The sequence below is a fragment of the Streptomyces sp. NPDC005963 genome, assembly GCF_040638655.1.
Classification (GTDB): Bacteria; Actinomycetota; Actinomycetes; order Streptomycetales; family Streptomycetaceae; genus Streptomyces.
The window spans coordinates 186,705-211,299 of sequence record NZ_JBEXVD010000004.1 but is presented as its reverse complement, the minus strand read 5'-3'; the positions used below and the strand labels follow the sequence as shown (position 1 = coordinate 211,299).

The 24,595-nt window shown below is 67.9% G+C and carries 21 protein-coding genes and 1 tRNA gene; 11 read left to right on the top strand and 11 right to left on the bottom strand.

Translation table 11 applies throughout. From position 1 onward, the window contains the following. Positions 1-29: 29 nt before the first annotated feature. Complete coding sequence (locus ABZ348_RS08795) at positions 30-452, bottom strand: ATP-binding protein (RefSeq protein ID WP_358930782.1); 423 nt, start codon at positions 450-452, stop codon at positions 30-32. 312 nt (positions 453-764) lie between these two features. Here ABZ348_RS08795 and ABZ348_RS08790 point away from each other — a divergent pair, with 312 nt between their 5' ends. Further along, positions 765-1,628 (top strand): helix-turn-helix transcriptional regulator, encoded by an 864-nt coding sequence (locus tag ABZ348_RS08790; protein ID WP_358930780.1) that lies wholly within the window; start codon positions 765-767, stop codon positions 1,626-1,628. Then, positions 1,612-1,827: a DUF397 domain-containing protein gene (locus ABZ348_RS08785; protein ID WP_358930778.1), complete on the top strand. Its 216-nt coding sequence runs from the start codon at positions 1,612-1,614 to the stop codon at positions 1,825-1,827. The genes ABZ348_RS08790 and ABZ348_RS08785 overlap by 17 nt, the downstream gene beginning before the upstream one ends. Before the next feature lie 82 nt (positions 1,828-1,909). Here ABZ348_RS08785 and ABZ348_RS08780 read toward each other — a convergent pair whose 3' ends face one another. Together ABZ348_RS08780 and ABZ348_RS08775 are read right to left on the bottom strand one after the other, a co-directional pair. Continuing rightward, positions 1,910-2,164, bottom strand: coding sequence for a hypothetical protein (locus ABZ348_RS08780; protein ID WP_358930776.1), 255 nt, complete (start codon positions 2,162-2,164; stop codon positions 1,910-1,912). A 244-nt stretch (positions 2,165-2,408) separates the two neighbouring features. Further along, positions 2,409-4,148 carry a beta-galactosidase family protein gene (locus ABZ348_RS08775; RefSeq protein ID WP_358930774.1) on the bottom strand — a complete coding sequence of 580 codons (1,740 nt, stop codon included), beginning with the start codon at positions 4,146-4,148 and terminating at the stop codon, positions 2,409-2,411. A gap of 114 nt (positions 4,149-4,262) precedes the next feature. Here ABZ348_RS08775 and ABZ348_RS08770 point away from each other — a divergent pair, with 114 nt between their 5' ends. The 3 genes from ABZ348_RS08770 (at position 4,263) to ABZ348_RS08760 (ending at position 6,578) form a co-directional block, all read left to right on the top strand. Beyond that, positions 4,263-5,147, top strand: a complete 885-nt coding sequence (locus tag ABZ348_RS08770; protein WP_358930772.1) for an AraC family transcriptional regulator — start codon at positions 4,263-4,265, stop codon at positions 5,145-5,147. Between the two features lie 11 nt (positions 5,148-5,158). Beyond that, on the top strand, positions 5,159-5,479 hold the full coding sequence (locus tag ABZ348_RS08765; protein ID WP_358930770.1) for a chorismate mutase: 321 nt from the start codon (positions 5,159-5,161) through the stop codon (positions 5,477-5,479). A gap of 247 nt (positions 5,480-5,726) precedes the next feature. Beyond that, positions 5,727-6,578: an NAD(P)-binding domain-containing protein gene (locus ABZ348_RS08760; protein WP_358930768.1), complete on the top strand. Its 852-nt coding sequence runs from the start codon at positions 5,727-5,729 to the stop codon at positions 6,576-6,578. 155 nt (positions 6,579-6,733) lie between these two features. Here ABZ348_RS08760 and ABZ348_RS08755 read toward each other — a convergent pair whose 3' ends face one another. Beyond that, a complete protein-coding gene (locus ABZ348_RS08755; protein ID WP_358930766.1) occupies positions 6,734-7,225 on the bottom strand; it encodes an excalibur calcium-binding domain-containing protein in 492 nt (163 codons plus the stop codon). A 444-nt stretch (positions 7,226-7,669) separates the two neighbouring features. Between ABZ348_RS08755 and pepN the strand changes: the two genes are divergently transcribed. The 5 genes from pepN to pyk all read left to right on the top strand — a co-directional run bounded on the left by pepN (position 7,670) and on the right by pyk (position 15,788). Continuing rightward, positions 7,670-10,201, top strand: a complete 2,532-nt coding sequence (pepN, locus tag ABZ348_RS08750) for an aminopeptidase N (RefSeq protein WP_358930764.1) — start codon at positions 7,670-7,672, stop codon at positions 10,199-10,201. 243 nt (positions 10,202-10,444) lie between these two features. Then, positions 10,445-11,914, top strand: a complete 1,470-nt coding sequence (locus tag ABZ348_RS08745; protein WP_358930762.1) for an aminotransferase class V-fold PLP-dependent enzyme — start codon at positions 10,445-10,447, stop codon at positions 11,912-11,914. Next, positions 11,911-13,323 (top strand): SidA/IucD/PvdA family monooxygenase, encoded by a 1,413-nt coding sequence (locus ABZ348_RS08740; protein ID WP_358930760.1) that lies wholly within the window; start codon positions 11,911-11,913, stop codon positions 13,321-13,323. Before ABZ348_RS08745 ends, ABZ348_RS08740 begins: the two co-directional genes overlap by 4 nt. A gap of 134 nt (positions 13,324-13,457) precedes the next feature. Continuing rightward, a complete protein-coding gene (locus tag ABZ348_RS08735) occupies positions 13,458-14,174 on the top strand; it encodes an SIMPL domain-containing protein (RefSeq protein ID WP_358930758.1) in 717 nt (238 codons plus the stop codon). A gap of 180 nt (positions 14,175-14,354) precedes the next feature. After that, positions 14,355-15,788: a pyruvate kinase gene (pyk, locus tag ABZ348_RS08730; protein ID WP_358930756.1), complete on the top strand. Its 1,434-nt coding sequence runs from the start codon at positions 14,355-14,357 to the stop codon at positions 15,786-15,788. Between the two features lie 102 nt (positions 15,789-15,890). Here pyk and ABZ348_RS08725 read toward each other — a convergent pair. Further along, positions 15,891-15,963, bottom strand: a tRNA-Leu gene (locus tag ABZ348_RS08725). A gap of 117 nt (positions 15,964-16,080) precedes the next feature. Here ABZ348_RS08725 and ABZ348_RS08720 point away from each other — a divergent pair. Then, positions 16,081-16,734: a response regulator gene (locus ABZ348_RS08720; RefSeq protein WP_358930754.1), complete on the top strand. Its 654-nt coding sequence runs from the start codon at positions 16,081-16,083 to the stop codon at positions 16,732-16,734. A gap of 86 nt (positions 16,735-16,820) precedes the next feature. On the opposite strand, the gene ABZ348_RS08715 is transcribed toward ABZ348_RS08720, so the two are convergent. The 6 genes from ABZ348_RS08715 to ABZ348_RS08690 form a co-directional block, all read right to left on the bottom strand. Continuing rightward, complete coding sequence (locus ABZ348_RS08715) at positions 16,821-17,537, bottom strand: ABC transporter ATP-binding protein (protein WP_358930752.1); 717 nt, start codon at positions 17,535-17,537, stop codon at positions 16,821-16,823. Beyond that, positions 17,534-18,463 carry an ABC transporter ATP-binding protein gene (locus ABZ348_RS08710; protein ID WP_358930750.1) on the bottom strand — a complete coding sequence of 310 codons (930 nt, stop codon included), beginning with the start codon at positions 18,461-18,463 and terminating at the stop codon, positions 17,534-17,536. Before ABZ348_RS08710 ends, ABZ348_RS08715 begins: the two co-directional genes overlap by 4 nt. Positions 18,464-18,468: 5 nt before the next feature. Continuing rightward, positions 18,469-20,199, bottom strand: coding sequence for a branched-chain amino acid ABC transporter permease (locus ABZ348_RS08705; protein WP_358930748.1), 1,731 nt, complete (start codon positions 20,197-20,199; stop codon positions 18,469-18,471). 5 nt (positions 20,200-20,204) lie between these two features. Then, positions 20,205-21,137, bottom strand: coding sequence for a branched-chain amino acid ABC transporter permease (locus ABZ348_RS08700; protein WP_358930746.1), 933 nt, complete (start codon positions 21,135-21,137; stop codon positions 20,205-20,207). 105 nt (positions 21,138-21,242) lie between these two features. Continuing rightward, positions 21,243-22,475: a branched-chain amino acid ABC transporter substrate-binding protein gene (locus ABZ348_RS08695; RefSeq protein ID WP_358930744.1), complete on the bottom strand. Its 1,233-nt coding sequence runs from the start codon at positions 22,473-22,475 to the stop codon at positions 21,243-21,245. Positions 22,476-23,890: 1,415 nt separating this feature from the next. Beyond that, positions 23,891-24,379: a hotdog fold thioesterase gene (locus tag ABZ348_RS08690; RefSeq protein ID WP_358930742.1), complete on the bottom strand. Its 489-nt coding sequence runs from the start codon at positions 24,377-24,379 to the stop codon at positions 23,891-23,893. Positions 24,380-24,595 lie beyond the last annotated feature (216 nt).

Genomic DNA, 24,595 nt, shown 5'->3' with positions numbered 1-24,595 from the left:
GCAGGAACGGCCAGGGCGGCGCTTCGCTTTTACCTCGTCCGCTGCGCGCGCTCCGGGAGGGTCAGCTCGGCCCAGACGATCTTCCCGGGGCCAGTGCGCGAAGCGACGCCCCAGGCATCGGAGAGCGCCGCCACCAGCGGAAGCCCCCTGCCTCCTGTCGCATCCTCCGCGGGTACGGTCAGCCGCGGCCGTGCGTCGGAAGCGTCATGCACTTCGATCCGCACCCCGCGCCACAGCGGCAGATAGCGGGTCTCGATTTCACGCCCGGGTACCCGCGCGTGCCGCACGGCATTGGTCAGCAACTCCGACAGCACGATCAGCGCCGCCTGCTCGATGGGTGCCAGCCCCCAGCCATTGAGAACGTCCTGGAATTCCGCCCGTGCCTGCCCGACGCTACGGGGAGTCGGACGCCATCGGGACAGGGGGAAGGCGCCGCCGCAGGTGTCGCTCATGGGGCGACCTCCACAACGCCCTGAGAAGCCGCCTTTTGCGTCATCGAAGGCGGATCTTCGGACGTTGGCAAGGCGTACGGGTGAAGAGCAATGAAGTGGTCGATAGCGTTGGTCATGCCGACGCTCCTTTCAAGCGTTGGCCAATGCCCCCGCACCGCTTACCCGGTTGCGGGGGTCCTCGCTGTGGCCCGATACATCGGGCGAGGGATTCCGCCCCGACTGCCGGGGCGTCGCTATTACCATCGACGAAAGGGCACGTCAGGTACCTGTTCTACCTGTCACCAAAAGCTCTCTGTGGACAGGGAATTGAAGGTGAGTTCGATCGTGGAGCTGAACAACGAGGACGGCGGGAAACCCACTCCGCGCACGGTGCTGGGGCGGCGCTTGCAGCGCCTGCGGATGGAAGAGGGTTTGTCACAGCGCGCACTCGCTGAGCGGGTGACGTATCCGCACACATATCTCAGCCGGGTGGAGCGCGGGGAGCAGTTACCGTCGGAGGCGCTGGCTCAGGCACTGGACATGCATTTCCGCACCCATGGATTGTTCGTCGAACTCTTGGACATGGCTCAGGATTCGACGATTCCTGACTATGGCCGGACGATCGTAGAAAGTGAAAAGGGTGCCGCCCGGATTCAGGTGTTTGAGTGCAGCCTGGTGCCCGGTCTACTGCAAACCGAGGGTTACGCTCGTGCGCTGTTTCAAGCGTCGCTCCCCGGATTTTCGGGGGATGACGTTGAAAGCCGGGTTGCCACTCGGATGCGGCGCAAGCAGATCTTTGAGCGCGAAGATCCGCTGCTCTACTGGGCAATCATGGATGAGGCGGCCGTTAAGCGCCCCATGGGTGGAATGAGTTGTATGGCCGGCCAAATCGCTCACCTTCTCGCGGCTGCTGAGAGTTGGAACATCTCGGTCCAGATCTTGCCCTTTGCCCGTGGTCAACATCCCCTGCTGGGTGGGAGTCTGAGCCTCCTGACCCTGGCAAACGGCGCTACGCTCGGGTACGCAGAGAGCTTTGTTTCCGGCGAACTGGTCGAGTCACCGAAAGGTGTTCTCGGTCTGACCCAGCGCTTCGACGTGGCTCGCTCCATGGCTCTGCCGGAGAGGGAGTCGCTCGGCCTCCTCCGCAGTTACCTGAAGGGGTACGAAGAAGGATATGAAGATGACGACCATTCCTGAGTCCTCAGTCCTCACCGGCTGGCGCAAGTCCAGCCACAGCAACGGGGATGGCGCTGCCTGCGTCGAGGTGGCAGATGTCCACGTCGGCCTGCTGCCGGTGCGGGACAGCAAGAACCCCCAGGGCCCTGCTCTCCTCATTCCCACCCACGCCTGGGCCGACTTCATAGACGACATCAAGGCCCGCCGCCCCGGCCTGTGAACGGACCTCGCCCCCGATGCGGAGCACCAGGCATCGGGGGCGAGGCGTGTGTGGGGGGTGGAGGGTGCGAGGGGTGGTGGGGTCAGCGGTCTCCGGGGAGGGGTGGGCGGACCCAACGGCCGCCGTGGCTGCCGCACTGGTCGTACGCGGAATCGAGGCGGCTCATCACGACCACCGGGCACCTCGGTGCGTGGGCTTGGGCCGGTGACGGGGGTGGTGTCCGTCGTGGGGAGCCCCTCGCGGACGTGGTCGTTCCCACCAGCATCACCAGGGGAAGCACCGTCACCAGGATGCTGAGCGCACGCTTCTTGGAAGGGAGCTTGGTGCCAGTTCTCACGGACACTCCTCCGAACGGTCCGGGAGTCCCGGACGGGAGATCAGAAACCGTGCGCCGCACCGCGTTGACTTGAGCGTAGGAAGGGGCTCCGCTCCCGGTCAACGATTATGGGTGGATTGTCATGTGATGAGAGAGACCTTCATTCGGTGGTGCGGCGCGCCCCGGGCAGGAGCACCGAGCAGGCCCGTACGAGAAATCTGCGTGGGTGCCGACGGCCATCTCCCGTCGGCACCCACGGCCGGGCTCAGCGGAGCGTGACCCCCGATCCCGCCTCCTCCAGCTCAAGGATCCAGATGTCGTTCGTGCCCCGCTTGAGCACCGAACCCGGCAGGAACAGGCCCTGTTGGGGGCCGACCCACCAGTAACGGCCCAGGCAGAAGCCGTTCACCCAGATGAAGCCCCTCGTCCAACCGGGCAGTTCGACCCTGGCGTCCCCGGGGGTGTCGATCTCCGTCGACGCGCGGTACAGACCCGGGGCTCCCGACCCCGCGGGCAGGAACGGCACGCTCTCCACTGCCTCCGGAGTGAACGACGCCAGCCGTAGCCCCCGTGCCCGTACGCCGTGCAGATACTGGCGTTCGTGCAGCACGCCCCCCGTGATGCCCTTCGGTTCGCCCAGGCGCGGACCGTAGTTGACCCTTCCCTGCGACTCCACCCAGAGATCCACGTCGGCCGGGCCGGGCACCAGGTCGGGGAGGGTGTCGTGGTCCTCGCTCAGGACACCCGCACGTACGCCGTCCACGTACACCACCGCCCGGTCACGCAGCCCCGAAGCGCGCAGCGGAAGTGGTCGGCGCAGTCCCGGCACGCGGACGCGGTAGCGGACCAGGCCCCGGTCCACGCCCAACTCCTCGAACGTCGGAGGGGTGGGGGCCGTCGTCTCCGGGTCGCCGAGGACGTCCAGTACGGCATCGAGCGGTGACCAGTCGGCGGGGCGCACATCGACCGGTGCGCCCAGTACCGGGGGAGCGGGCGGGACATCGGGGATGGGCTGCTCGGCGTACTCGGCGAAGACGTCCCGGAAGGCCCAGAACTTCTCCGTCGGCCGGCCGGACTCATCGATCGGTGCGTCGTAGTCGTACGAGGTGACCGTCGGCTCCAACACCCCGTCGTGCAGGGCACCCGCCCGGTTGGCGCCCGCCCAGCCGGCGAAGTTGGTTCCGCCGTGCGCCATATAGAGGTTCACCGAGCCGCCGAGTTCAAGGACCTCGCGGAGTTCTTTCGCGGCCTGTTCCGCGTCCCGGGTCACGCACTCGTCGCCCCAGTGCGCGAACCAGCCGCACCAGAACTCCATGCACATCAGCGGCCCGCTCGGGCGGTGGCGGCGCAGGGCGGCGAAGGCATCCATCGCACCCGATCCGAAGTTGACCGTGGCGAGCACGTCAGGCAGCGAACCGCCCGTGAGCATATGGTCCTCGGGGCCATCCGAGGTGAACAGTGGGACGCCCACCCCGCAGTCGCGCAGGACGTCCGCCACGTGTTGCAGATAGCCCTGGTCGCTGCCGTAGCTCCCGTACTCGTTCTCCGCCTGGACCATGATCACCGGACCGCCGTGGTCGATCTGGCGCTCCACGACCTGGGGGAGGAGCCGGGTGAACCACCCGTCCACGGCGGCCAGGTACTCGGCGTCGTCCGTGCGCACCCGTCGACCGACCAGGCCGGTCAGCCACGTCGGCAATCCGCCGTTCTCCCACTCGGCACAGATGTACGGTCCCGGGCGCACGATCGCCCACAGACCTGCCTTCTGCGCGGCGTCCAGGAACCGGCCCAGCGCCTCCACGTCGACGTACTCGCCGCGGGCGGGCTCATGGAGGTTCCACGGAACGTATGTCTCCACGCAGTTCAGCCCCATCGCGCGGAGCATCGCCAGCCGATGGCCCCACTGCCCCTCTTCCACCCGGAAGTAGTGCAGGGCGCCCGACAGCAGCCGCACCGGCCGTCCATCGAGCAGAAAGTCCGTCTCACCCACGCCGAATTCAGCCACCCGCCCACCTTTGACCCCTGGCGGCCGACCGGTCCATGGACAAAGATCGGCACTGTTTGGACACAAGCGAGCACGCAGAAGCGCAGACGATCAGCCGAGAAGGGGCAAAGGCGGATGTATCACACCTGGATGCGCTACTTCACCCCAGGTGCGGTCCATCGTCGGCTGGGCCTGGTCTGCCTCGGTGTCGGTCTGCAACACGGCAGCCTGCCGACCGTGGGACCCCGCACGCTCGATCACCACGTGGCCGTGGTGATCAGCTCGGGCAGCGGCTGGTTCCGCGCACCGGACGGACAGCACCTCGCCGTCTGCGCACCCGCCCTGATCTGGATCACCCCCGGCGTCCCCCACCACTACGGACCCGATCCCGGCGGCTGGGACGAGAGCTTCGTCGACTTCGACGGCCCCGCCACCGACACCTACACCGAACTCGGGTACATCGACCCCGACCGGCCCGTCGTCCCGCTCTCCGACGCGGCGGGCCCGCGCGCCGCCATCGGCCGGATCGCCCGGGCCGCCCGTCGCGGCAACCCCCTCCTCGAAGTCGAGACCGCGGCGGCCGTCCATGAACTCCTCGTCGCCCTGCGCCGAGCGCGCGCCGACACCAGCCCCGCCGGAGACCCCGTACTCACCGCCCTCGCGCGTGACGCCTTCCAACCGCTCTCCGTCGCCGAACACGCAGCCCGACACGGAATGACTCCCGCCGAACTACGGACGGCGGTGCGTCGGGGCGCCGGATGCAGCCCCAAGGACTACCTCCTCTCCATCAGGCTCCGACGGGCCAAGGAACTCCTCGCCGCCACCGAACTCTCCGTCGCGTCCATCGCCCGAAGGGTCGGCTACGAGGACCCCGCGTACTTCTCGCGGCTGTTCACCCGACGCGTGGGCACCGCGCCCGTCCGCTTCCGTGAGCAGCAGGGACGTTCCGTACCGGGCGGGTGGAGCGACCGCATCCCAGACCCTGAACACCCGCCCACCATCAGCACCCGGTCCACGTAAGCTCACCAACCATGACGACCAGGGACATCGACGAGAACGTACGGGCCGAGCTGGACCGGCTGCGCGGAAGCATCGACAACATCGACGCCGCCCTCGTCTACATGCTCGCCGAGCGCTTCAAGTGCACCCAGCAGGTCGGTCATCTCAAGGCACACCACCAGTTGCCGGCCGCGGACCCGGCGCGCGAATCCCGCCAGATCGAGCGGCTGCGCAGGCTCTCGGAGGACGCCCGGCTCGACCCGGCGTTCGCGGAGAAGCTGCTCAACTTCATCATCGCCGAGGTGATCCGTCACCACGAACAGATCGCCAGCGACCCCCTGACCGGCGAGTAGCCCCGTCCGGCCGGTAGCGCGACGGCTCGCCGGCACTCAACTGCGAGCCAGCGCACATTGCTGCCGCGGGAACGGTAACCGCGTCGAGCCGCGCTGGCCGACCGTCCTCCACCAGGTACTTACCCAAGGGTGAGTACCTGACTTATTTGTCCGTACTGGTCAACCCCATCGACTCCGGAGAGGATCGAACGGAAGGGCAAACACAAGGGGGAGCGCTCAAACAATGGCAACAGACCGCAGTGTTCAGGTGAGTGTTCTCGGGCTGGGGGCCATGGGCAGCGCCCTCGCCGGAGCCCTGGTGAAGGCGGGACACGAGACCACCTGTTGGAACCGTTCGCCGGGGAAGACGGACGACCTCGTTGCGCAGGGCGCCCGGGCCGCCGACTCGGCGGCGGACGCGATCCGGGCCAGCCGACTGGTGATCGTCTGCCTGTTTGACCATGCGTCGGTCCACGAGGTGCTCGATCCGCTCGCCGCGGAGCTGGCCGGACGAACCGTGCTCAATGTGACGACGACGACCCCGGTCCAGTCACGGGAGTCGGCCGAGTGGGCCGCCCGGGCCGGAATCGAGTATCTGGACGGCGGCATCATGGCCGTACCGGAGATGATCGGACAGTCCGGGGCATCGGCCCTCTACAGCGGATCTTCCGATGCGTTCCACCGGTACGAGCCGCTGCTCGACCTCTGGGGTACGAGCACCTACTTCGGTGAGGACGCCGGGCTGGCGTCCCTGTACGACCTCGCCCTGTTGGCGGGTATGTACGTCATGTTCGCCGGCTTCATCCACGGCGCCGCCATGGTCGCGCCGGCCGGAGTGACGGCGCGTGCGTTCGCTGCTGCGGCCACACCATGGCTGACCGCGATGACCAGTGCTTTCGACGAGTTCGGCGCGATCATCGACGGCGGGGACTACACCGTCGAAGGGCAACAGAGCCTCCGGTTCTCGAACCTCAGTGACCTCCTGACCGCCAGTTCCGACCAGGGCCTCAGCACCGAGGTGGTCGCCATGGTCCAACGGCTCATCCAGCGCCAGATCGATGCGGGCCACGGAGAGGAAGGATTCGCCCGAATCATCGAGAGCATCAGACAACCGGGGTAGAGCCTGCGCCGACAGGGTGCATGCGCCGACCGACGGGCGGGTCGCCCCGGAACTCGGAGGTCTGCACGGCGCAGAGGGGGAGACGGGCCGTTCGCCCGGGACGCGCGGGGCCCGTGCGGCCCTCCAGGACACGGGCCCTCCAGCGCTGGTCCGGTCTACTCGCAGCCGACTCCGTCTCCGTCGCGGTCCAGATGGCGCCCGTAGCCGGGGTCTCCGCTGCGGATGGGATCGGCGTCTGCGGCCCGGACCGCCGTGCAGTTCGCGTAGGAGACGGAGTTGCCGCCTCCCCCGAAGTCGTCGCCCTCGACGCTGACGTCCGCGGGGGCGACGGTGACGCGTACGGTCTTCGTCTTGGTGACGGTCGGGACGGGTGCGGGGGAAGCGGTCACCGTGGCCGTCGCGGCGGGGGCCGCTGCGGTTTCCGTGGCGGTTGCCGTGGCCGTCACCGTGGTGGTGGGGGCGGGCCTGGCGCTCGTGGCCTTCTCCGTCTCGGGCGCGTCGGTGCCGGCCACGACCCCGATGAAGAAGATGAGCAAGCCCGCCGGGATGAGGACGCGCTTCCGGGCCCACTTCGGCCGCCCGGCCGGCGGAGTGGGTGCGATGTACGGGTGGGGCGCGGCGGGTGGTTGCGGCTGGTACTGAGACATATGTCCCCCACGGTGCGATAGGTGGAGGTTGACCGTAGCGAGGCATTGGTCACTCGACGGCGACTATGAGCGGTTAGTGACGCTTTCGTAACTCCAGTGCTGTGACCGGAAAGGTTTGCCGTGGGTCGGTGAACGTTTCCGGTCACAGCACGAGGCACCGGTGCGGGGCCACCGCCCCGCTCCGGGCGCGGCCACTCACCATCGGGGACGTGCGCCACATCACTCGCTCCGTCCTCCTGGTGGCACCACCGGTCCACCCACGACCGCCGGGCGCAGAACCCACACGCGGCACACGCCCGTCCTCCCACCGGTTGCTCCCGGGACACGCGGGACACCACGCAATCGAAATGTGCCGCAGCAGCCCTTTATGCGAGGCCCTCGTGCGCTCAAAGCGCAACCGATACCCCATGTGCTCGGCCCCGTCGATCAGGCAGCATGGCACCCATGTCCGTACTCACGCGCGACGAAGCGCAGACTCGTGCACAGCTTCTCGACGTCCACCGCTACACCGTGGATCTCGACCTCACCGCCGGGGCGGGGGTCCCTCCCGGGAAAGAGGCCGAGACCTTCGGCTCCACCACCGTCATACACTTCACCGCCCGCGCGGACGGTGACACCTTCGTCGAGGTCAAGCCGGCCGAACTGCACTCCGTGACGTTGGACGGACATCCGCTCGACCCCGCCGCGCTCGACGGCAATCGCTTCCCGCTGACCGGACTGGCACAGGGAGAGCACGAACTGCGCATCCAGGCGGACATGCGCTACTCGCGCACCGGCGAAGGAATGCACCGCTTCACCGACCCCGCCGACGGCGAGACCTACGTCTACACCCAGCTCTTCCTGGACGACGTCCAGCGGGTCTTCGCGGCCTTCGACCAGCCCGACCTCAAAGCCGTCTTCGACGTGTCGGTGACCGCACCCGACGGCTGGACGGTCCTCGGCAACGGTGTCGCCACCCACCAGGGCGACGGCACGTGGACGTGCGCGACCACCACCCTGCTCTCCACCTACCTCGTCGCGGTCGCCGCCGGCCCCTGGCACTCGGTGCGCACCGAACACGCCGGGCTCTCCTTCGGCCTGCACTGTCGTCGCTCGCTCGCGCCCCACCTCGACGCGGACACGGACGAACTCTTCGAAATCACCCGGCAGTGCTACGACCGGTACCACGAGAAGTTCGAGGAGCCCTATCCCTTCGACTCGTACGACCAGGCGTTCGTCCCCGAGTTCAACGCGGGGGCCATGGAGAACCCCGGGCTGGTCACCTTCCGTGAGGAAATGGTCTTCCGCTCCGCCGTCACCGACACCGAGCGCCAGACACGGGCGATGGTCATCGCCCACGAGATGGCCCACATGTGGTTCGGCGACCTGGTCACCATGGTCTGGTGGGACGACCTCTGGCTGAACGAGTCCTTCGCCGAGTACATGGGCTTCCAGATCCTCACCGAAGCCACCCGCTTCACCGACACCTGGGTCGACTTCGCCGTCGCCCGCAAGGGCTGGGGGTACGACGCCGACCAGCGGCCGTCCACCCACCCCGTGTCGCCGGACCCGGACGCGGTCCCCGACACCGCCGCGGCCCTCCTCAACTTCGACGGCATCTCCTACGCCAAGGGCGCCTCCGCACTGCGCCAACTGGTCACCTGGATGGGCGAGAAGGACTTCCTCGCCGGCATCAACACCCACTTCGCGCGCCACAAGTTCGGCAACGCCACCCTCGCCGACTTCATCGACTCCCTGTCCCAGGCCACCGACCGCGACCTCCCGGCCTGGGCCGAGTCGTGGTTGCGCACCACCGGCGTGGACACGCTCACGCCCACGGTCACCGAGGCCCCCGGTACCTGGTCGCTCTCGGTCGCCCACCAGGGCACCCGCCCGCACCGCATCGCCGTCGGCGCGTACGACATCGACCCCGTCGACCCGACCCGAGTCGTCCTACGCAACCGATATGAACTGGACATCCCCCAGGGAGACGGTGCCACCGAGCAACACCCCGGACGGCGCCCCGCGCTCGTCGTCCTCAATGACAACGACACCACCTACGCCAAGGTCCGTCTCGACCCCGGCTCGTGGGAGACCGCGGTACGCATCCTGTCGTACGTTCCGGACGCCCTGACCCGCGCCGTCATCTGGAACGCGGCGCGCGACATGGTCAGGGACGGAGAGCTGGACCCCCGGGCCTATCTGGAGGCCGCCCGGGTGCAACTGCCCCGGGAAACGGACCTGGCGATCGCCCAGGGCGTCCTCGCCTTCGCGACCGCCCACATCGCGGACCGTTACGTACCGGCCGCCGAACGCTCCGCGGCCCTCGGTGCGATCCGTGACATCTGCCGCGGACTGATGCGGCGCACCGAGGACGGCAGCGACCCGGGGCTGCGGCTGATCGCCGCACGCCACTTCATCGACGCGGCGGCCCAACCCGAGGCGATCCAGGAATGGCTGGCCGAAGGCAGCGTCATCGGCGGCCCGGAACTCGACCCGGAACTGCGCTGGCGGATCCTGTACCGGCTCGCCGTGCTCGGTGAGACGGACGAGGCGGCCATCGCCGCCGAACTGGAAGCCGACCCGAGCGCCACCGGCCAGCAGGGGGCGGCCCGATGTCGCTCCGCGCTGCCGACCCCGGAGGCCAAGGAAGCGGCCTGGGAGCGGCTGTTCGCGTCGGACGACCTCTCCAACTACCTCTTCCGTGCGACGGCCCAGGGCTTCTGGCAGCCCGAGCAGGCCGAACTGGTCGCCCCGTACCTCACGCGGTACTACCCCGACACGGTCGACCTGGCGAACCGCAGGGGCCCGGCGATAGCGGAGGCCGCCGGCCGGTACGCCTTCCCGCTGCACGCGGTGGACGAGGAGGCACGGGAGTTGGGCGAGGCGAGTCTCCGGGACGCGCAGATGATCCCCGCCCTGCGCCGCAGCCTCTCCGACCAACTGGACGACCTCCGCCGCGCGCTGGCGGTACGGGAGGCCAACCCGGCCTCGTGATCGACTCCGGGGGCTGACCGACCGCCGGTCAGCCCCCTCACGTGCTCGCGCCCGGTCTCGCGCCGAAACGCCGACGACAGGGTGTGCGCCGGGCGGTCACCGGCCGGCGCCGAGCGCTTCGACGCGCCCTCCGGGCGCCGGCACCACGCCCGGGCCGAACCTCCTCCTCGCCAGACTCGTTGAGCACGGCGCGCACCCCTCCCACCGGGGTCGCCCCGCCCACGCAGCCCGCGGAGGACGCCCATGAGCACGCCGAGCGCACCCGACCCGAGATCCTCACCGGTACCGGCCGCAGCCGCCACGGCCCCCGGCGAAGCCGCCGCAACCAGCCCGGGGCCCGCACCTCTCGCCGGCGGCACCCACGGCCCCGACGCCCTGCGCCCCCTTATCGGCCTGGTGCTCGAAGCACTCAGGGAAGGCGCCGCCGACCGCGGAGGCCCCTTGCCACCGGGCGGGCCCCCGAGCGTTGCCGCCCAGGTCCGGCAGGCAGCCGAACCGGTGCTGCCCGACCAAGGCATCGGCGCGGGCGACGCCCTGCACCGGCTCGTACGGACCATGGCGTACGGCGCGGCCGACCCCGCCGACCCGCTGTGCGCCGCGCATCTGCACACCCCACCGCTGGCGCTCGCCGTCGCCGCCGATCTCGCGGCCTGCGCACTCAACCAGTCCCTGGACTCCTGGGACCAGGCGCCCGCAGCTTCCGAGCTGGAACACCTGGTGGTCGGGGCACTCGCCGCCGAGGTCTATCCCGACGCACCCGAGCCCGACGCCCTCGTCACCACCGGAGGCACCGAGTCCAATCAACTCGCCCTCCTCCTCGCCCGTGAACGCCACGGCGCGATCCAGGTGATCTGCGGCGCAGGCTCCCACCACTCCGTACAGCGCGCGGCCTGGCTGCTGGGCCTGCCAGCGCCCGTGGTCGTACCGGCGGGCGGCGGCACCCTCGACCCGGTCGCGCTCGACGAGGCACTCACCGAGCTCCACGGACCGCGGCTCGTCGTGGCCACGGCCGGAACGACCGACTCCGGCCGGATCGACCCGCTCCCCGAGATCGCGGCACTGTGTGAGCGACACGGCGTCGAACTCCACGTGGACGCGGCGTACGGCGGACCTCTGCTCTTCAGCGAGCGCCACCGCCCTGCGCTCGCGGGGCTGGAACACGCCGACTCCGTCACCCTCGATCTGCACAAACTCGGCTGGCAGCCCGTTGCGGCAGGACTGTTCGTGGTGCGCGAGAGGTCCCGACTGGGCCCGTTGGCGATCACCGCCGACTACCTCAACCCCGACGACGACACCGAGGCCGGACTCCCCGACCTCCTCGGACGCTCCCTGCGGACCACGCGCCGACCCGACGTCCTCAAGGTCGCCGTCACCCTCCGGGCCCTCGGCCGCAGCGGGTTGGCCGAGTTGGTGGACGCCACCCTCGCGAGCGCCGGTGACTTCGCCGCCCTCGTCGCGGCGAACGGCCGACTCGAACTGTGGGACAGCCCCACCCTCAGCACCGTCCTGTTCCGGCCACGCGATGCGACGGACGAACAGACCGCAGCAGTCCGTCGCACCCTCCTCAGCAGCGGGCGCGCCGTCCTCGGCCGTGCCCACGTGGATGGCCGCCTCTGGCTCAAAGTGACGCTCCTGAACCCGTACACCACCGCGGACGACCAGCGCCGACTGGTCAACCTCGTGACCGAACTCGTGGAAGGCACCCACCGATGAGCGCAACGCCCCCCGCCGAAGCCGAGCAGCCCCATGACCTCGTGGGCATCGGCATCGGACCGTTCAACCTCTCGCTCGCCGCACTGGCCCACGGCCTGCGCAGCCCCCTGCACAGCGCCTTCTACGAGCAGGGCCACCACTTCAGCTGGCACCCGGGCCTCCTGATCGAGGGCGCCCGCGTCCAGGTGCCGTTCCTCGCCGACCTGGTGAGCCTCATCGACCCCGCCAGTCCCTGGAGTTTTCTGAACTACCTCCGCTCCCGGGAGCGGTTGTTCCCCTTCTACTTCGCCGAGCGGTTCCACATCCACCGTGCCGAGTACGAGGCGTACTGCCGCTGGGTCAGCCACAGCCTGCCGGGGCTCCACTTCGGCCACCAGATCGACTCCGTGCGCTGGAGTCCCGACCGCCAACTGTTCGAGGTCGACTTCACCCAACTCGACGGCGACGGCGAGGCCGAGGCGCTGGGCCGCACCTACGCGCGCAACATCGCCCTCGGGGTCGGCACCGAACCCTATGTACCCGAACCGCTCAGACCCCTGGTCGACGCACCGACCGCCCCGGTGATCCACTCGGCCGACTACCTCGACCACCGCGACCGACTGCTCGCCGCGGAACACATCACGGTGATCGGCTCCGGACAGTCGGGCGCGGAGATCTTCCTCGATCTGCTGCGCCAGCGACCCCTGGGGCGGGAGGGACTGCACTGGCTGACCCGCACCGAGGCGTTCACCCCCATGGAGTACTCCAAACTCGGTCTCGAACACTTCACCCCCGACTACAGCCGCTACTTCCACGCGCTGCCCGAACAGACCCGTGACCACCTGGCGTTCGGGCAGTGGCACCTGCACAAGGGCATCGACGCGGGGACTATCGCCGACATCCACGAGGAGCTCTACCGCCGCACCCTGCACGGCGGCTGGCCGGACGCCGTACTCACCCCAGGGGTACGGGTCCGAACGGCGGGCCGGGTCGCCACCACCAAGGTCGAACTGCATCTGGAGCACCTCCAACAAGCGGTCCGGTCACGGCTCATGACCGACGCGGTCGTCCTCGCGACCGGCTATCGCGAACGCCCTGTGGACCTCCTCCTCGCGGGCATCGATCCCTACCTCCGCCGGGACGCCGCCGGCCGCCCCCATATCGACACCGAGTACCGCATGGTCACCGACAACCTGGTGACCGGCTCGATCTATGTGCAGAACGCGGAGACGCACACCCACGGCGTGGGCGCGCCCGATCTGGGACTCGCAGCTTGGCGCAGCGCCACCATCCTCAACTCGCTGACCGGCCAGGAGCCCTATCCGCTGCCGCGACGCACCGCCTTCACCAGCTTCGGACTTGAGCAGCCGGCGCCGCCCCGCGTCCCCGTCCAGGGCATGCACTTCACCCCGCTCGCGCCCAGTTTCTGACGCCCGAGGTCGCTCGCGTCCCCGTTGTCGGACCCGGATGCGACAGTGGGGGCGACACCAGCCGTCAGTAGGCCGGTCCCTGCCGCACGACCCGTGCGGCAGGGACGGACGAACGAGGGAGCCCGACCAACACCATGGACGCATCCAGCACCGACGCACCCGTTCCCGCCGCCCCGTACGGCACCCCCGAAACCCCGCGCGTCGCCGTCCGCGGCGAGGCCCGGCTGGAAGTCGACCCGGAGATCGCCCGGATCGGGATCACCGTCGGCGCCCGCGGCTCCGACCGCCGTGCCGCGCTCGAAGACCTCACCCGGCGCAACGCCGCCGTGCTGGACCTCGCCAGGTCCTTCGGGGAAGCCGTGGAGAAGTTGGAGACCGGCGCCTTCTCCATCACCCCGGAGCTCACCAGGAGGGGCAAGGGGGAGCGTGTCCGTACGTACCACGGCAAGGTCTACGTCATCGCCGAGCTGGCCGACTTCACCGCTCTCGGGGAGCTGACGACCCGTCTCGGGGATCTGGAGATGACCCGGGTGGATGGGCCGTGGTGGAAGCTGCGGCCCGATTCGCCCGCCCATGGAGAGGCCCGCCGCCAGGCCGTGCTCGAAGCCGTCCAGCGGGCCCGGGAGTACGCGGGGGCGCTCGGGGCCCGGCTCTCGGCGCTGGTGGAGTTGGCGGACCTGGGCGCGGAGAACGGCGGCGCCTACGCCATGGCCAGGCCCGCGGCGCCCATGCCCTTCAGCGCCTCCGCAGAGCTGGCCGGAGCCCCGCCTGCCCTCGATCTCGAACCGCAACGGCAGACGGTCTACGCACAGGTGAACGCCCGCTTCACGATGACCCCGCCGGCGCTTTAAGGGATTTCTCAGACACGCCCTAACGGAACATCGCAGAAAGGGCGCTCCGGGCAGCGGAATTGCTCATCGGAGCGCCCTTGCGCACATTTCGACGGTTGTCAATGACCTTTCACGCAAAGGTTGTTGGGAAGAAACCTGGAATCAAATCCCTACCGAGTGGGTATGCCCTAGGGTCGTTCTATGCGCCGAGCGAAAATCGTCTGTACTTTGGGCCCAGCCACCGACTCGTACGACCAGATCAAAGCCCTGGTCGAAGCCGGAATGGACGTGGCCCGACTCAATCTCAGCCACGGCAGTTACACCGAGCACGACGAGCGCTACCAGCGCGTTCGCAAGGCGTCCGACGAGACGGGTCGCAGCGTCGGCGTACTGGCTGATCTCCAGGGTCCGAAGATCCGACTTGGGCGCTTTCGCGAAGGTCCGGTCCTGTTGGAGCGCGGTGATGAATTCACCATCACCGTCGAGCCGATGGAAGGCGACCGCAATATCTGCGGAACCACCTATCAGGGACTGGCCGGAGACGTCGCTCCGGGGGAGCGCATCCTCGTGGACGACGGAAAGGTCACCCTCGAAGTGACCGCCGTCGACGGACCGCGGGTCCACACCACCGTCATCGAAGGCGGCATGGTCTCCGACAACAAGGGCCTCAACCTCCCCGGAGTCGCCGTCTCCGTCCCCGCGCTCTCCGAGAAGGACATCGAAGACCTCCGCTGGGCGCTGCGCACCGGTGTCGACGTGATCGCCCTGTCTTTCGTCCGTAGCGGGCGGGACATCGAGGACGTGCACCGGATCATGGACGAGGAGGGGCGCCGACTGCCCGTCATCGCCAAGGTCGAGAAGCCCCAGGCCGTCGACAACATCGAAGACATCGTGGCCGCCTTCGACGGCATCATGGTCGCCCGGGGCGACCTCGGCGTCGAAATGCCGCTGGAGCAGGTGCCGATCGTCCAGAAGCGGGCGATCAAGCTGGCGCGGCGCAATGCCAAGCCCGTCATCGTCGCCACGCAGATGCTGGATTCGATGATCGAGAACTCCCGCCCCACCCGCGCCGAAGCCTCCGACGTGGCGAATGCGGTCATCGACGGCACCGACGCGGTGATGCTCTCGGGCGAGACCAGCGTGGGCAAGTACCCCATCGAGACCGTGCGCACCATGGGCCGGATCGTCGAGGCGGCCGAAGAGGACGTGCTCGCCAAGGGGCTGCCGCCGCTGACCGAGCGGAGCAAGCCGCGTACCCAGGCCGGTGCGGTCGCCCGTGCCGCGGCTGAGATGGGCGACTTCCTCGGGGCGAAGTTCCTGGTCGCCTTCACCCAGTCCGGCGACACCGTGCGGCGGCTCTCGCGCTACCGCTCGCCGATCCCCCTGCTCGCCTTCACACCCGATCCGGCAACCCGCTCCCAGCTCAATCTGACCTGGGGCGTGGAGACCTTCCTCGGCCCCCATGTGGAGTCCACCGACGCCATGGTCGCCCAGGTCGACGAGGAGCTGTTGAAGATCGGCCGGTGTGAGCGGGGTGACATCGTGGTGATCACCGCGGGATCACCGCCCGGAGTGCCCGGCTCCACGAACCTGGTGCGCGTGCACCACATCGGTGTGGACGACACCACCAGCTGAGGGACGCACGACGGCTGGGGCCCCTCTCGGGGGCCTCGGTCAGGGGCGCAGAACAATCATGGTCGCGATTGTGAAATCGCGACCATGGAATTGCAGGGAAAGTACCCCGGGTGGGATTCGAACCCACGCTGGATGGTGTTTGAGACCATTGCCTCTACCGCTGGGCTACCGGGGCGCCTTAGAAACGTAGGGTGGCGGGCACCCTTCGTGCCCCCACCATACAGGAGCTCGGTAGGCTCATGGGGAGCACCCTGCATTGGAACGCCTTGGAATGCCTTGGAATGAGGAGCCCGTGACCGCCCCCGACTCGCCCCAGCCCGTCGCCGACGACGACAAGTCGCACGTCCCCCCGCTCACCACCCGAGTGGTCATCGCCGAGGACGAGGCCCTCATCCGGCTCGACCTCAAAGAGATGCTGGAAGAAGAGGGATACGCGGTCGTCGGTGAGGCCGGAGACGGTCAGCGCGCCGTCGAGCTCGCCCGGGAACACCGGCCGGACCTCGTCATCCTCGATGTGAAGATGCCCGTGCTCGACGGCATCTCCGCGGCCGAGAAGATCGCCGAAGAAGCCATCGCGCCGGTGCTGATGCTCACCGCCTTCTCCCAGCGCGACCTGGTCGAGCGAGCCAGGGACGCGGGCGCGATGGCCTACCTGGTCAAGCCCTTCAGCAAGAGCGACGTGGTGCCCGCCATCGAGATGGCCGTCTCCCGCTTCACCGAGCTCAAGGCGCTGGAGAAGGAGGTCGCCGACCTCTCCCAGCGGCTGGAGACCCGCAAGCTGGTCGACCGCGCCAAGAGCATCCTCCAGACCGAGTACGGGCTCAGCGAACCCGCCGCCTTCCGCTGGATCCAGAAGACCTCCATGGACCGACGCATGTCCATGCAGCAGGTCGCCGAAGCGGTCATCGAGGACGCCGAGGAGAAGAAGGCGGCCAAGGGCCAGTAGCGGCCCCGTATGACGACAGGGCCCGAGTTCCCCCGCCTGAGAATCGGCGGCGGAACTCGGGCCCTGCCCGTGGGCCCGAAAGGACTTCAGTCCTCGCCCAGGTACGCCTTGCGCACCGACTCGTCGTGCAGCAGGTGCTCGCCCGTTCCGGACAACACGATCCGGCCGACCTCCATCACATGGCCGTGATCGGCGAGCGAAAGCGCGGCCTGCGCGTTCTGTTCGACCAGCAGGATCGTCGTGCCCTGCGCCTTCAACTCGGTGATCGTCGCCATGATCTTCTGCATCATGATCGGCGAAAGGCCCATCGAAGGCTCGTCGAGCATCAGCAGCTTCGGCTGACACATCAGCGCCCGCCCCATCGCCAACATCTGCTGCTCACCGCCGGAGAGCGTGCCCGCCGCCTGCTTGCTGCGCTCTCCCAGGATCGGGAAGAGCTCGTAGGCGCGCTGGATGTCCCGCTCGATGCCGGGCTTGTCGCTCCGCAGGAACGCACCGAGCCGCAGGTTCTCCTCGATCGACAGCCGCGGGAAGATGTGCCGGCCCTCGGGGGAGTGGGCGAGGCCCATCGCCACGATCTTGTGCGCGGGATAGCCGCTGAGCGGCTTGCCGTCGAAGACGATCCGCCCGCTGGAGGGCTTCAACAGTCCCGACAGCGTCCGCAGGGTCGTCGTCTTGCCCGCGCCGTTGGTGCCGATGAGGGTCACCACCTGGCCGGCCTCGACGCTGAAGGAGATGCCCTTCACGGCCTCGATCTTGCCGTAGGCGACCCTGAGGTCCTCGACCTCCAGCAATGTGCTCACTGGGTCTCCCCTTCCGGGCTGGTGGTGCCGGTGCTTCCCTGTGCGCCGGAGCCGGATGCCGGGGTGCCGCCCGCAGCGGAAGCGGCGGTGTTCTGTGCCTCCGCGGCCTCGACCTCGGCGACCTCCTCCGCACCCGGAGCCCCCTCGAAGGGCGTTCCGAGATAGGCGGCGACCACTCGCTCATCGCCCTGGACGACCTCCGCGGTGCCTTCGACGAGCTTTTCGCCCTGCACCAGACAGGCCACCCGGTCGCAGAGGTTGAAGATGAACCGCATGTCGTGCTCGATGACCAGGACGGCGATGCCCTGGTCTCGGATGGCGAAGATCAGCTCCTCGGCCGCCCGGGTCTCCTGCGGGTTCATACCGGCGGTCGGTTCGTCCAGCAGCAACAGGCCCGGATCGCTGGCCATGGCCCGGGCGATCTCCAACTTGCGCTGCTCGCCGTACGGGAGGTTGCGCGCCAGATGGTCGGCCTTGTGCTCCAGGCCGATGAACGTCAGCAGTTCCATCGCGCGCTCGTGCGACGCCGCCTCGGCCCGCTTGAAGCCCGGCCCGCGCACCAGCGCGGACCACAGCCCCTCCTTCGTACGGGTGTGCCGTCCGACCAGGACGTTCTCCAGGACGGTCATATTGGCGAAGAGCCTGATGTTCTGGAAGGTCCGCGCGACCCCTGCGGTGGTGACCAGATGGGGTTTCGGCGGGAGTACGGTCCCCTTGTAGCGGACCTTGCCTTCCGTGGGCACGTACAGCCCCGTCAGACAGTTGAAGAACGTGGTCTTGCCGGCGCCGTTGGGCCCGATCAGACCGACGATCTCGCCCGCGTTGACGGTGAGGTCGACCGAACGGACGGCGGTGAGGCCACCGAACTTCATGGTGACCCCGCTCGCCTCCAGAACGGGGGAGGTGTCGATGGTGGTGGTCGTCATGGCCTTCACGCCCCCGCCTTGGTGATGCCGACGCCGGGGCCGGTCAGGCCCTTGTCCGGCACATCGAGCTGGTCGTTCTCGTGGTACTCGAGCTGAGCCCGGCGGTTGGCGATCAGTCCCTCGGGACGGAACCGCATCAGCAGGATCAGTGCGAGACCGAAGCCGAGGAGCTGGTAGTCCTGGAGGAACTGGAGCTTCGCCGGGATCATGTACAGCAGCGTGGCACCGAGCAGCGGTCCGGTGACCGTGCCCATGCCGCCGAGGATCACGGCCGCCAGCAGGAAGGCCGAGTTGGGCGGCACCGGTCCGGCGAACTGGTACATCTCCGGGACCACGGTGTGCTGCACATGGGCCTGTACGGTGCCGGCCAGACCGGCCAGCGTGGCGCCGAGGGCGAAGGCGATCAGCTTGACCCGGAAGCCGTTGATGCCCATCGCGGTGGCGGCGGTCTCGTCCTCCCGGATGGCGACCCAGGCCCGGCCGATGCGGGAACTGCCCGCGCGGCTGAAGACGATGATGACGAGCGCCATCGCCAGCAGCATCAGCAGGTAGTAGTTGGCGTAACTGCCCAGTTCGATCCCGAAGACGGTGTGCGACTCACCGAAGTTGTACCCGAAGAACTCCAGGTCCGGGATGTTGGGCACACCGTTGGGACCGTTGGTGATCTGCGGGCCTGACACTCCGTCGAGGTTGCCCATCGCGATGCGGAAGATCTCGCCGAAGCCCAGGGTCACGATGGCGAGGTAGTCGCCTCGCAGTCGGAGCGTCGGAGCGCCGATGACCACACCGAAGATGAGCGACACGACGGCACCGGTGAGGACGGCGGCCCAGAAGGGGAAGTGCACGTCGAACGCGGATGCCGTCGAACCGGACACCAGGGCGGCCGTGTAGGCGCCGACGCCCAGGAAGGCGACGTAACCGAGGTCCAGCAGACCCGCCAGACCGACGACGATGTTCAGACCCAGGGCGACCGTCGCGAAGATCAGGATGTTGACCGCGATCAGCGTGTACGTGTCGGTGTTTTGGGTGAACGGGAAGGCGATGGCGGCGGCGAACGCCGCGATCACGGTGACCTGGCGGTACTTGGTGGTGAGCCCCGAAAGACGCGCGGTCAGACCGGACTTGATCAGACCGCCCACCGCGAACCCGACGGTGATGAGATAGCCCGTGAACAACTCGGCGTACTCGGTGTCGATGCCGTACGTCACGACGTACATGCCCACGGCGAACGCCGCGACGATCAACAGGATCTCGGCCCAGGACGGCAGCTCCTTGGGGCGGGCCGCCTTGCGGGTGTCGTCGGGCAGGGCGAACGCGGCCAGCGGTATCGCCGATGCCACGGAGGCGACGAAGGCGCCCGGTTCGAGATTGACCAGCCCTTCGAGCTGCCAGGCGATGGCGATCGTCGTGAACCAGGTGGTGGCGAACGCGCCGAGGGCGAGGAAGCGCAGCGCCTTCGTCGTGCCCGCGGGTGCCAGCCAGCCGAGGCCCTTAACGCCGAGCGAGGCCAGTCCGTAGAGGACGACGAGCGCGCCGGCGACCAGGGTCAGGACCTGGAGTCCACCGGGGTAGCCGTAGACGGTCAGATCGCCGGGGAAGGCGTCCGTGTACGTCCAGGCGGTGAAGGTGCTGCCGATGGTGGCGAGGCCGCCGGCCGTCACGATCCAACGGATCAGCCCGGCCCGGGAGGCGTCATCGGGCGCCGAGTCGACTTGGGTGATGGTGTCCGTGGTCATCGCTCTCACGCCCGATCCGCGACGCGCTCACCGAGCAGACCCTGCGGCCTGACCAGGAGCACGACGATGAGGAGTACAAACGCCCAGACGTTGGCCCAGGCGCCGCCGCCCAACTGCTGCATACCGGGGATCTCTTCGATGTAGGCGATCGACAGGGCCTCGGCGAGACCGAGGACGACGCCGCCGACCATCGCGCCGTAGATGTTGCCGATGCCTCCGAGGACCGCGGCGGTGAACGCCTTCAGTCCGAGGATGAAGCCCATCTCAAAGTTGATCTGGCCCTTGTCCAGGCCGTAGACCACGGCTGCGACCGCGGCGAAGGCGGCACCGATGGCGAACGCCAACACGATGATCCGGTCGGTGTTGATGCCCATGAGCTTGGCGGTGTCCGGGTCCTGTGCGGTGGCCTGCATGGCCCGTCCGTTGCGGCTCTTGGAGACGAAGAGTCCGAGCGCGAGCATGCAGAGCGGGGCCAGGACCAGCACGAACGCATCAGCGCGCTGGATCGTCAGATTGTCCAGGATCTTGAAGGACTCTCCGGTGAACTCCGGGAAGCTCCGGGCCTTCTTGGCGTCCGGGTACCAGCTCCAGACGGCCTGCTGGAGCACGATCGACAGTCCGATCGCGGTGATCAGTGGGGCGAGCCGAGGCGCGCCACGCAAGGGCCGATACGCGAATCGCTCGGCTAGCACGGCGACGCCGACGGAGGCTATCGCGCCACCTATGATCATGAGGGGAATCGCTACGAAAAGGCTGATTCCGCTGGGGAGCCATATATAGGTGGTGAGGGCGCCAAACCCCCCGATCATAAAGATCTCGCCATGGGCGAAGTTGATGAGCTGGACGATGCCGTAGACCATGGTGTACCCGATGGCGATGAGACCGTAGAGGGCACCCAGGGCTAGACCGTTGGCCAGCTGTTGCGGCAGTTCGTTCACCGCAGAGCCTCCGATGTCCGATGAGCGTGTCGGATATGACTCCGCGCGAGGGCGCTGTTTGCGCCCTCGCGCGGTTGGTTCAGTGCTGCGGGGCAGTGCTGGGGACTAGTCCTTGAACGTTTCGCTCTTGACGTCCGTCCACTTGCCGCCCTTGACGGAGTAGACGGTGAGCTGCTTGTTCGTGGTGTCGCCGAACTCGTCGAAGGACACCTTGCCGGTGACTCCGTCGAAGGACACCTTCGACATGGCCTCGGTGACCTTCGCGCGGGCGTCCTCGGGCAGCTTGCCGTCGTTGTCCGCGACGACCGCCTTCACGGCCTGGACGATGGCCCAGCCGGCGTCGTAGGAGTAGCCGCCGTACGCCGCGTACGGGTCGCCGTAGCCGCCGGCCTCGTAGTCCGTGATGAACTTCTTCGCGGTTTCGAGCTTCTCGACCGGGTAGCCGACCGACGTTGCGAAGTCACCGTCGTTGGACTCGCCCGACGCGCTGATGAACGCGGGGTCGTAGATGCCGTCGCCACCCATCGTGGGGATCTTCGCGCCGGTCTTCTTGATCTGGTCCGCGAGCAGTCCCGCCTCGGGGTACTGACCACCGAAGTAGACCGAGTCCGCGCCGGACGACTTGACCTTGTCGGCGGTGCTGGAGAAGTCGGTCTCCTTCACCGTGACGTGGTCCGTACCCGCGACGGCACCGCCGAGGCGCTTGAACTCCTCGGCGAAGATCGCCGCCAGACCGGCGCCGTAGGTCTGCTTGTCGTCGACGACGTAGACCTTCTTCTTCTTGGCGTCGTTGAAGAGGTACTGGGCGGCGAACTTGCCCTGGATGACGTCGGTGGTGGAGGTACGGAAGTACGTCTTGAAGGGGCGCTTCTTCTCACCCTTGCCCCAGTTGTCGCCCTGGGACAGCGACGGGTTGGTGTTGGCCGGGGACACCTGGGTCAGATTGGCCTTGTCGAACTCACCCTGCATGGACTGTGCCACGCCGGAGTTCAGCGGGCCGACGACGCCGAGGACGTCCTTCATGCCCACGAGCTTGGTGGCGTTGGCCTGCCCGGATGCGGGAATGGCCTGGTCATCGAGTGCTTCGATCTTGAATTCAACACCCGGGACCTCGTTGTTCTTGTTCGCGGTCTTGGCCGCGAGGTCCACCGAGTTCTTGATTCCCTGACCGAGCGCAGACAGCGAACCCGTCAGCGGTGCATCGACACCGATGATCACAGTGGTTTTTTTGCCACTGTCGGACTTCTTGTTGTCATCGTCGCGCGATCCGCATGCGGTGAGGGTGAGCGCTCCCGTGGTGACCACGGCGGTGAGTATGAGCAAGGAACGGTTTCGCACGATAAGTCCTTTCCCTGGCGCGGCCCCTCCCCTGAAGGGCCGATGCGTCGCCGAGCCGAACGGGCGTACACGTGTCACGCTGTCATGAGCCCGGCGGCGCGGTGACTGGCCGTGACTCTAGGCGTAGCTGGATGGGTGGGTCAGTAGCCGAGTCAGGATGTGACTCTCTTGTTATGCCGAGGTCAAATATCGGTGAGGTAGGGAGTCGCAGATCGGTCATTCGCGCTACCAAACCTCAGCCACATGCTGAGAACGCCCAGTTCCCCTAAGGGGCTTGAGCCGATATTGGTGCTGACTGCACACATCTGGGGCCGGGGGCGTGGAGGGCTCTGCGGGTGTGGGTTTCCTGCCATGGGGAGCCCAAGATTCCGCCAGGGAAATGACTACTGAGAGTGATGATTGATGGAGGGTGGCTATCCGTCATATCCGGCTAGGTTCCGACTTCCACCCTCCGGCCTCCCTGGGGCGGAAGGGGCGGGAGCGGTACGGGTGGGTGCTGCGGTAGAGCCGCCGGCTCCCTCCCTGGCGCGGGTCCGTCAACCCTGCGGAATGGGCGGTCTCCAGTTCTCCGAATTGAGGGTCGCGCCCTGCCGTCGTGTGCACTCCTGCCTGGCTCGTACATCGATCAACTCAAAGGCTACTTGGCGACCTTGATGCCTTTCCTCGGTCCGCGCGGCCGATACAAGATCTTCATGGATTTCGAACTGCTCGTTGGTCAGGCCCTTCTGTTCCCAGTCGAGCCCCGCCCATTTGCTGCCCTTGAGCGCCTCTTTAGCCCAGTAGGAGACGAGAGTTGTGCATATAGCGATAGCTGGGGAGTTTCGCGGCGTGGGGCTTGAGGTGGCCGCGGCATCGGATCGCGGAGGCGGGACGCAGCCGCTCGCGGTGGCGATGAGAAGGGAGAGTGTCAGCGTGAATCCGGCCGAAGTGTGTCGTGGGACCCTCATGCTGACCACGCCCATTCGTCACGTTCGGTAACTCGGTGGTGGCGACGTTCCGGGCTTCGTTGCAGGGGGAACAGGGTTCGCGAATCGTTCCCGGGTGCCGGTCCGGCCTTCCGGTCGCCATGATTCATGGGTCGGATCCTCGTCGCCACCCGCTGCGGGGGAGATGTGGGGGAGACCCCCTCACCTCGCCTACGCGTCACACCGAAACGGCCCATGACGGCACTCGGACACCCATCGGGCGGCCCTTTTGGCGCGACAGTGGCCTCTATGGCGATGCATATCGCCTGAGGTTGCCGAATTCTTCGGTTCGGGGCGTTTCTGTACGCACTTAAGGGTTGTGCGGCGAAGATCGACCTTTGTGCAGGGTGTTTTCCGTCCCTGCTGCCTGCGGATGCGGAGATGTAGGAGGGAGCGGGGGCCAGGGCAGGGTAGACAGGCGGGGCTTTGCGGACACGACCTCCCAGGACCCTAGGTCCGGTCACGCAGTCCGTCGGCTTCGGCCGGCCGCACCTCGCGCACCATGCACGTCAGCCGGGCCGAGCAGACCCGCCTGTCCTGCTCGTCCGTGATCACGATGTCGTACGTGGTCGTCGACCGGCCACGATGCAACGGTGTCGCGACCCCTGTGACCAGTCCGGAGCGCACCCCCCGGTGATGGGTGCAGTTGAGGTCCACACCGACCGCGATCTTGCCGCTGCCACCGTGCAGCATGGCGCCGATCGAGCCGAGCGTCTCCGCGAGCACAGCCGAAGCACCGCCGTGCAGCAGTCCGTAGGGCTGGGTGTTCCCCTCGACCGGCATGGTGCCGACGACCCGTTCCGGCGATGCCTCGGCGATCTGGATCCCCATCCGGCTCCCCAGATTGCCCGCGGAGAAGAGTGCCGGGAGATCCACGCCGAGGGCGGCGTACTCGTCGATGACCTCCTGCGGAAACTTCACGGTTGAGTGTTCGCCCATGGGTCCGACTCCGATCGCTGTAGGTGCGTGGTGCGCACACCGTCCTATCAGATGGTTGAGCGAACGCTGAGAGCGCCTTGCTCACCCGTACCGCGTCCCGGCGGTCCCCTGCACCCCGGTTGCCACCGAGGGCCACGGGCCCGTCGCGCGGAAAGGGGGCACCTGCGGCAGAGTCCTACGGAAGCCGGCCCGCCGGTCGTGACCGACGACCGGCGG

Bases quoted from the DNA above. Each gene is read 5' to 3' on its own strand.
- ABZ348_RS08710 (WP_358930750.1), bottom strand. From the start codon at position 18,463: ATGACGACCACCACCATCGACACCTCCCCCGTTCTGGAGGCGAGCGGG.
- ABZ348_RS08795 (WP_358930782.1), bottom strand. From the start codon at position 452: ATGAGCGACACCTGCGGCGGCGCCTTCCCCCTGTCCCGATGGCGTCCG.
- ABZ348_RS08745 (WP_358930762.1), top strand. From the start codon at position 10,445: ATGAGCACGCCGAGCGCACCCGACCCGAGATCCTCACCGGTACCGGCC.
- ABZ348_RS08735 (WP_358930758.1), top strand. From the start codon at position 13,458: ATGGACGCATCCAGCACCGACGCACCCGTTCCCGCCGCCCCGTACGGC.
- pepN (WP_358930764.1), top strand. From the start codon at position 7,670: ATGTCCGTACTCACGCGCGACGAAGCGCAGACTCGTGCACAGCTTCTC.
- ABZ348_RS08770 (WP_358930772.1), top strand. From the start codon at position 4,263: ATGTATCACACCTGGATGCGCTACTTCACCCCAGGTGCGGTCCATCGT.
- ABZ348_RS08705 (WP_358930748.1), bottom strand. From the start codon at position 20,199: ATGACCACGGACACCATCACCCAAGTCGACTCGGCGCCCGATGACGCC.
- ABZ348_RS08785 (WP_358930778.1), top strand. From the start codon at position 1,612: ATGACGACCATTCCTGAGTCCTCAGTCCTCACCGGCTGGCGCAAGTCC.
- ABZ348_RS08755 (WP_358930766.1), bottom strand. From the start codon at position 7,225: ATGTCTCAGTACCAGCCGCAACCACCCGCCGCGCCCCACCCGTACATC.
- ABZ348_RS08690 (WP_358930742.1), bottom strand. From the start codon at position 24,379: ATGGGCGAACACTCAACCGTGAAGTTTCCGCAGGAGGTCATCGACGAG.
- ABZ348_RS08740 (WP_358930760.1), top strand. From the start codon at position 11,911: ATGAGCGCAACGCCCCCCGCCGAAGCCGAGCAGCCCCATGACCTCGTG.
- ABZ348_RS08765 (WP_358930770.1), top strand. From the start codon at position 5,159: ATGACGACCAGGGACATCGACGAGAACGTACGGGCCGAGCTGGACCGG.
- pyk (WP_358930756.1), top strand. From the start codon at position 14,355: ATGCGCCGAGCGAAAATCGTCTGTACTTTGGGCCCAGCCACCGACTCG.